The organism is Cupriavidus sp. GW821-FHT07C08 (assembly GCF_059419025.1).
The window spans coordinates 21,760-28,538 of sequence record NZ_JBWKQZ010000054.1; the positions used below are offsets into that span (position 1 = coordinate 21,760).

Here is a 6,779-nt window from a genome sequence, read left to right on the forward strand (position 1 = left end):
ATGGCTTCAGTAGAGGTTCGCTCGCTCACCAAGCATTTCGACGGCGCCAACGCGGTCGATAACGTCGACCTTGGCGCCCGCGATGCCGAGTTCCTGGTGCTGCTGGGGCCGTCCGGCTCCGGCAAGACCACGCTGCTGCGCCTGATTGCCGGGCTCGAGGCGCCCAGCCACGGCGATATCCTGGTGGACGGCCGCGTCGTCACGGCGCTGCCGCCCAGGCTGCGCAACATGGCGATGGTGTTCCAAAGCTACGCCCTGTACCCGCACCTCAACGTGTTCGACAACATCGCCTTTCCGCTGCGGGCGCGGCACATGTCGCGCGAGGAGACCGGCAGCAAGGTGGACTGGGCCGCGCAATTGTTCGGCATCGGCCATCTGCTGCAGCGCAAGCCGCGCCAGCTGTCCGGCGGCGAGCGCCAGCGGGTGGCGCTGGCGCGCGCGGTGGTGCGCGAGCCGGTGGCGTTCCTGCTCGACGAGCCCTTGTCCAATCTCGACGCCAAGCTGCGGACCTCGGCGCGCGACGAGCTGCAGCGCTTCCAGCGCCGGCTTGCCATCACCACCATCTACGTCACGCATGACCAGATCGAGGCGCTGGGCCTGGGCGACCGCATCGCCATCCTCGACCACGGCAGGATTCACCAGATCGGCACGCCGCAGGAGGTCTATGAACGTCCCGCCGATCTCTTTGTCGCCACCTTTATCGGCTCGCCGCCGATGAACCTGATCGAGGCCGACGGGGTCGTGACCGGCTTCCGGCCCGAGCATTTCCTGCCGCGCGAAGCCTATCCCGCGGCGGATGCGCTGCGCGCCTTTGCCATGGACGTGACGCGCATCGAGAACCTGGGCTCGGACCGCCTGGTGTACGGCAAGCTGGAAGCGCCGTTGCCACCTGCCAGCGTGGTCTCGCGCATTCCCTGCACGGTGACGGTCCCGATCGAGCCCGGCGCCGGCCACCGCTTCGTGGTGCGCGAACGCGACCTGCGCCGCTTCGACGCGAAATCCGGGGCCAGCCTGAGGGCCGCGCCGTGAAGCCGCTGCGTATCGCCACCGGGCAGCCCGCGCGGGACCAGGCGCGACAGCCCGCGCAGCGCCTGGCCGACGACGACCGCTGGCTCGGCCGCGCCATGCTCGCCCCGGCGGTGATCTACATCGCGCTGCTGGTCGGCTTCCCGTTCATGCTGTCGATCTACTACAGCCTCTCCGATGCCACGGTGGGCAGCCAGGTGCTGCACTTCGTCGGCCTGGAGAACTTCCGTCGCGTGCTGGAAAGCCATACGTTCTGGCGTTCGCTGCGCAACGCGCTGGTTTTCACGCTGGTGTCGCAGGTGCTGGTGGTGGTGCTGGCCAAGATGCTGGCGCTGGCCCTGTACCAGGACTTCCGCGGCAAATGGCTGGTGCGGCTGCTGATCCTGCTGCCGTGGGTGGCGCCGATCTCGCTCGGCACCATCGGCTGGCTGTGGATCTTCGATCCGGTCTACAGCATCATCAACTGGACCCTGGCCGCGGTCGGCGTGCTGGGGCCGCGCAACTGGCCGGTGTGGCTCGGCCAGCCGGAGCTGGCGATGGCCTCGGTCATCGTGGTGGATGTCTGGCGCCTGCTGCCGCTGGCCACGGTGATCATCCTCGCCGGCCTGAGCGGCATCCCGCAGGACATCCACGACGCCGCCGCCATGGATGGCGCCGGCTTCTGGCGGCACCTGTTCCTCATCAACCTTCCGCTGGTGATGCCCATCATGCTGGTGGCGCTGCTGTTCGGCATCGTCTTCACCTTCACCGACATGATCATCATCTACGTGCTGACCCGCGGCGGGCCGTACGACACCACGCAGGTGCTGGCCAGCCTGGCCTTCTTCACCGGCATCCAGGGCGGCGACCTGGCGGAAGGGGCCGCCATCTCGCTGTTCCTGTTCCCGGTGCTGGTGGCGGTAGTGATCGTGCTCCTGACCTTGGCGCGCCGCGCGGAGGTGACCTGAAATGCGCGCCGCTGCCATCACTTACCGGCGCTGGGCTGCGCGCGGTGCCCACTTCGGCCTGCTTGCCGCCTTCGTGGCGTTCTGCGCGTTTCCGTTCTACTGGATGCTGATCACGACCTTCAAGGATGTGCACGACCTGATCAACACCGCCAACAACCCGTTCCTGTTCAACCTGCCGCCGACGATGGAGAACCTGCGGATCCTGTTCGGCGAGACCCGGTATCTGCGCTGGGTGTTCAATACCCTGGTCGTGGCCGTAGGCGTAGTGCTGATCACGCTGCTGCTGGCCGTGCCCGCCGGCTACAGCCTGGCCCGGCTCTCGGGCCGCTGGGGCCGGCAGTGGGCCATCGGCATTTTCCTGACCTACCTGATTCCGCCAACCATCCTGTTTATCCCGTTCTCGCGCATCATCGGCGCGCTGGGCCTGCAGGATTCGCTGTGGTCGCTGGTGCTGGTGTACCCCAGCTTCACGGTGCCGTTCTGCAGCTGGCTGATGATGGGGTTCTTCAAGGCGGTGCCGCGCGACATCGAGGAAGCCGCGATGATGGACGGCCTGAGCCGCTTCGGCGCGTTCCTGAAGGTGGTGGTGCCGCTGTCGTCGAGCGGGATACTGACCGTGGTCATCTTCAGCGCGACGCTGGCGATGCAGGAGTTCGTCTATGCGCTGACCTTTATCACCAGTTCGTCGCAGTACACGGTGAGCGTCGGAGTGCCGACCTTCCTGGTGCGGGGCGATGTCTATTTCTGGGGTTCGCTGATGGGCGCCTGCCTGATCGTCAGCGTGCCGGTGGCTGCGCTCTACAACAGTTTCCTTGATCGCTTCGTCGCCGGGTTTACCGTCGGCGCGATCAAGTGATCAGGTGGACTAAAGCAGCTTGCCGATCACCAGCGCCACCATCGACAGCAGGATCGTCGAAGCAAACGGCAGTACAAACTCGCGCCCGAACAGCCGGAAGCGCACATCTCCGGGCAGCCGTCCCAGCCCGACCTTCTGCAGCCACGGCAGCGCCGCGGACAGGATGATCACGCTCAGGAAAATCGTCAGGGTCCAGCGCAGCATGGCGGCTCCGGTGCCGTTACAGGGTATGGCAGCGGTCGCCGCGGGCAAAGCCGTCCATCGGTTCGCTGTCGTCCAGGCCGCGCGTGAGCGCGATCACCTTGAACAGCTCGCCCATCTCGGCTTCTGACAACAGCTTCTGCACCGCATTGGCCTGCGGCAGGAAGGCGCGGGCGTCGGACGGGTCCAGCGCCATCAGCAGCTCGGTTATGCCTGCATTCATCAGGAAGCGCGCCTGGGAGGCAAAGCCCGCCACGGTCAGTCCCGCATCCACCGCGGCGAGCGCAATGCCGCTGAAATTCACGTGGGCGGTGATGTCCTGCAGGCCCGGGTACAGGAACGGGTCCGGGTGCGCATGATGGCGATAGTGGCACATCAGCGTGCCGCCGGCGCGCTGCGGGTGGTAGTACTCGCCCGCCGGGAAGCCGTAGTCGATAAAGAAGGCCGCGCCGCGCGCCAGCATGGCGCCGACCGCGCGGGTAAAGCCCTCGGCTTCGGCATGGGTCTCGGTGACGAGGTCGTGGTCGCCGGGGATGTCGCGCAGGGCCTCGGGCACTTCGGCATCGGCCAGCGGGCGGTCCTCGAAGCGGAAGGCGGATGTGGCATCGTCGCTGCGCACTACGCCGCGCTCATGCCAGCGGCCGCCGCTGCGTGCGTAGAGTTGTACCGGCATCGCATCGAGCACTTCATTGCCGACGATCACGCCTTCAAAGCTGGCAGGCAGCGTATCGAGCCAGGTGACGCGGTCCGCCAGGTGCGGCACGCGCTGCGCCAGCGTGGCCTGCTGGCGCGCGCGCAGTTCGCCCGACAGCTCGACGATGGCGTAGGTGTTCGGCAACTGGCCTTCCTGCTCCAGCCCCAGCAGCAGGTCCGCCGCCAGCCGGCCGGTGCCGGCGCCGAATTCCAGCATGCGCGGCAATCCCTGCGCCAGCAGCGGCGCGAACTGGCGCGCCAGCGTGCGCGCGAAAAAGGGGCTCAGCTCCGGGGCGGTGATGAAGTCGCTGCCGTCGCGGGCATCGCGCCCGAACTTGGCCGAACCGCCGCTGTAATAGCCCAGGCCGGGTGCGTACAACGCCAGCGCCATATAGCGGTCAAAACCGATCCAGCCGCCGGCCGCGTCGATCGATTCGCCAATGCGGGCCGTAAGGGTATCGGACGCGGCCTGCGCGTCGGCGGGGGGAAGGGGTAAACTAGCGGCTTTCTGCATCCTGCGATTGTAGCAATGCCCGCATCCAAGACTCCTGCCAGCCAGACCGGTGACCAGACCCATAGCCAGACTGGTAGCCAGCGCGCCACCGCCCGCGGCGTGGCGCTGGTGACCGGCGGCGCGCGCCGCCTGGGCCGCGCCATCGCGCTTGAACTGGCGGCGCAGGGCTGGGACGTGGCCGTGCACTGCCATCGCTCGGTGGACGAGGCCGAAGCCCTGGCCGCGCAGATCCGCGCGCTGGGCCGCCGTGCCGCGGTGCTGCGCGCCGACCTGGCCGACGAGGCCGCCACCGGCCGCCTGGTGGCCGACTGCACCGCCGCGCTGGGCGTGCCCACTTGCCTGGTCAACAACGCTTCGCTGTTCCAGTACGATGTGGCGACCAGCTTCTCATATGCGTCGCTGGATACGCATATGCGCACCAACGTGGCGGCGCCGCTGCTGCTGGCGCGTGAACTGCACAAGGCCCTGGCGGCCGCTGCCGGCGACGACAAGGCCACCGAGCCGCGCGGCGTGGTGATCAACCTGCTCGACCAGAAGCTGGATAACCTGAACCCGGACTTCCTGTCGTACACGCTGTCCAAGGCCGCGCTGCAGACCGCCACGGTGCAGCTGGCCCAGGCGCTGGCGCCGCGCCTGCGCGTGGTGGGCGTGGCCCCCGGCATCACGCTGGTGTCGGGCGAGCAGTCCGAGCAGAGCTTCCGCCGCGCACATCGCGTGACGCCGCTGGGCCAGTCGTCCACGCCCGAGGATATCGCCCAGGCGGTGGCCTACCTGGCGCAGGCGCGCGCCGTGACCGGCACCACGCTGTACGTGGACGGCGGCCAGCACCTGATGCCGCTGGCGCGCGACGTGATGTTCCTGACCGAGTAAGCTGGAAGCCAGCAACCGAATACCGTAGTGCCTGATGTGCCGCGCCCGCCGGGCGCGGCTTCCCTTTTTCCCCTCAGCAGCCCGCTCATGACCATGCTCGCCGCCCTTTCCCACCCCAGCCTGCAAGACTGCCGACGCATGTTCCTGCGCAACTACGAAGTGCAGATCAATATCGGCGTGCACGAATTCGAGAAGAAGGGCGAACAGCGGGTGCTGATCAATATCGACCTGTTCGTGCCGCTGGCGCAGAGCACCCCGCAGGCCGACAAGCTCGACGAAGTGGTCGACTACGACTTCATGCGCAACACCGTGGCCGAGCGCATGGCGCAGGGGCACGTGCACCTGCAGGAAACGCTGTGCGATGACGTCGCGCGCGCCATGCTCAAGCACCCCAAGGTGCGCGCGGTGCGTGTCTCGACCGAAAAACCCGACGTGTACCCGGACTGCGACTCGGTCGGCGTCGAGGTCTTCCATATCAAGCAGGCCTGAGCCGCGGTTCCACTGGCGCCAGCACCGTGCGGGCGCCTAAAGTAAAATGTTGCCCCTTCGCGCCGCGCCGGCCATTCCATCCGGCGGGCGCCACGCAACAGGATGCTCCATGAGCCACTCGAACAACTTCTACCGCCTCGAGACGAGGCTGCAATCGCAAACCGGCAAGGCCATCGGCGACTTCGGCATGATCGAGGACGGCGACACCGTGCTGGTCTGCATGAGTGGCGGCAAGGACTCGTACACCATGCTGTCGGTCCTGATGGCGCTGCAGAAGCGCGCGCCGATCAAGTTCAAGCTGATCGCGATGAACCTGGACCAGAAGCAGCCCGGCTTCCCGGAACACATCCTGCCGGAGTACCTGAAATCGGTCGGCGTGGAATATGTGATTGTCGAGGCGGATACCTACTCGATCGTCAAGGAGAAGGTGCCCGAGGGCAAGACCACCTGCTCGCTGTGCTCGCGCCTGCGCCGCGGCGTGATCTACCGCACCGCCAAGGAGCTGGGCGCCAACAAGATCGCGCTGGGCCACCACCGCGACGACATCGTCCAGACCTTTTTCCTGAACATGTTCTTCGGCGGCAAGATGAAGGCGATGCCGCCCAAGCTGTCGACCGACGACGGCCAGCACATCGTGATCCGCCCGCTGGCGTACTGCTCGGAGAAGGACATCGCGTCGTACGCGCGCGCCATGGAATTCCCGATCATCCCGTGCAACCTGTGCGGCTCGCAGGAAAACCTGCAGCGCAAGAAGGTCAGCGAGATGCTGCAGGACTGGGAGCGCCAGAACCCGGGCCGTATCGACAATATCTTCTCGGCCCTGCGCAACGTGGTGCCGTCGCACTTGGCCGATACCGACCTGTTCCCGTTCACCGGGCTGGCCACTGGGCTGGCCAAGGTGGATGAAGCGTCACTGTTCGGCGAAACCACCTTCCAGCAGCAGCCGCTGATGTTTGCCGGCAACGTGGAAGAGAACCGGATGGAGTTCGTGCGCTTCGAGCGCCCGCCCGCGGCTGCCGCGGCACCGGCGGCGGAGCAGGCCGGCACGCAGTAAGACTGCCGACAGCCTAAGCTTGCCGCCTGTTTGCTCCCTCTCCCACAAGCGTGCTTGCCTTTACCCACATCTCGATAGGAAAGGTTGTAAACGGGATTGGACGGTGTTAACTTCGGGTGAAGTTGACAA

The 6,779-nt window shown here is 66.7% G+C and carries 8 protein-coding genes; 6 read left to right on the forward strand and 2 right to left on the reverse strand.

The annotated features are described in order from the left end of the window. The 3 genes from AC07UK_RS37665 to AC07UK_RS37675 are packed head-to-tail and all read left to right on the forward strand — an operon-like array spanning position 1 to position 2,829. Positions 1-1,029: an ABC transporter ATP-binding protein gene (locus tag AC07UK_RS37665; protein ID WP_436220674.1), complete on the forward strand. Its 1,029-nt coding sequence runs from the start codon at positions 1-3 to the stop codon at positions 1,027-1,029. Next, positions 1,026-1,973, forward strand: coding sequence for a carbohydrate ABC transporter permease (locus AC07UK_RS37670; RefSeq protein WP_494688190.1), 948 nt, complete (start codon positions 1,026-1,028; stop codon positions 1,971-1,973). The genes AC07UK_RS37665 and AC07UK_RS37670 overlap by 4 nt, the downstream gene beginning before the upstream one ends. A 1-nt stretch (position 1,974) precedes the next feature. Next, positions 1,975-2,829: a carbohydrate ABC transporter permease gene (locus AC07UK_RS37675; protein ID WP_436220676.1), complete on the forward strand. Its 855-nt coding sequence runs from the start codon at positions 1,975-1,977 to the stop codon at positions 2,827-2,829. Positions 2,830-2,838: 9 nt separating this feature from the next. Here the strand turns inward: AC07UK_RS37675 and AC07UK_RS37680 are convergent, their stop codons facing one another. Continuing rightward, on the reverse strand, positions 2,839-3,033 hold the full coding sequence (locus tag AC07UK_RS37680) for a DUF2905 domain-containing protein (protein WP_013955344.1): 195 nt from the start codon (positions 3,031-3,033) through the stop codon (positions 2,839-2,841). 16 nt (positions 3,034-3,049) lie between these two features. Further along, entirely contained in the window at positions 3,050-4,237 is a 1,188-nt protein-coding gene (locus tag AC07UK_RS37685; RefSeq protein ID WP_494688189.1) for a class I SAM-dependent methyltransferase, read from the reverse strand. A 15-nt stretch (positions 4,238-4,252) separates the two neighbouring features. On the opposite strand from AC07UK_RS37685, the gene AC07UK_RS37690 reads away from it, so the two are divergent. From AC07UK_RS37690 to ttcA, 3 genes are all read left to right on the forward strand, one after another. Further along, positions 4,253-5,107, forward strand: coding sequence for an SDR family oxidoreductase (locus tag AC07UK_RS37690; RefSeq protein WP_494688188.1), 855 nt, complete (start codon positions 4,253-4,255; stop codon positions 5,105-5,107). 87 nt (positions 5,108-5,194) lie between these two features. Further along, the gene (locus AC07UK_RS37695; protein WP_011614433.1) at positions 5,195-5,596 is read left to right on the forward strand and encodes a dihydroneopterin aldolase; all 402 of its coding nucleotides are present in this window, start codon (positions 5,195-5,197) and stop codon (positions 5,594-5,596) included. Positions 5,597-5,705: 109 nt separating this feature from the next. Continuing rightward, positions 5,706-6,650: a tRNA 2-thiocytidine(32) synthetase TtcA gene (ttcA, locus tag AC07UK_RS37700; protein WP_011614434.1), complete on the forward strand. Its 945-nt coding sequence runs from the start codon at positions 5,706-5,708 to the stop codon at positions 6,648-6,650. The last annotated feature ends 129 nt before the right edge of the window (positions 6,651-6,779 follow it).